At 50.2% G+C, this 624-nt stretch carries 1 protein-coding gene; it reads right to left on the bottom strand.

Annotation, left to right across the window (positions count from 1 at the left end; translation table 11 throughout):
• Window positions 1-210: 210 nt before the first annotated feature.
• Window positions 211-624: multiheme c-type cytochrome (locus R7Q11_RS27440; protein WP_318094473.1), on the bottom strand; the 414-nt coding region annotated here is incomplete at its 5' end.

A 624-nucleotide genomic window follows, 5' to 3' on the forward strand; every position in this document is an offset into this window, starting at 1 on the left:
CCTCGGAAAACTTGGTGTCTAATATGGTTTCAATTTCTTCTTGAGTTAACGTCGCCGCTTCGGGTTCTGGCTTGGCGACATCTTCCGAACTGACGGTGAAGATGACGCCTAACCCAAGTATCCCAGCTACCAACCACCGCAGAAACATTGCTTTCATAGCTCTTCCTTTTCTTATCCTTAGTTGTCAAAGCATTGTGTTCAATGACGAATTCAACGGTAGTCGTATACCTTGTGAACCTTATCTACCCCTTGTGACTGACCAATGGCATGGCAAGTCGCACATTGTTCGGAGCCCATGGCTTGTGCTGCTGTGTCTGCTCCAAATACCGCGCCGTGATTCAGCATATGGTTCAGAGGCGCATCTCCTGCCACAGTATCCGGGTCAGCATTAGCTAAAGATGACTCTAAGTGACACGCGCCACAGGCGACTAATGCAGGACTAAAGTACTTGCCACTTGCAAGAGAAGGGCGCGTATTTTGTTGGCTAGGTAAGTTGTATTGAGCATTGGTATGGCAGGCCTCACAGTTGTTGACTGCGCCAGGGAAAGGCGCTTCACCGCTATGAGCGGAGCCAAAGGCGTGGAATGAGTGCACGTGGTACTTCAGATCAGCCGCCATTCCAGG

This window comes from Vibrio sp. 970 (assembly GCF_033339075.1).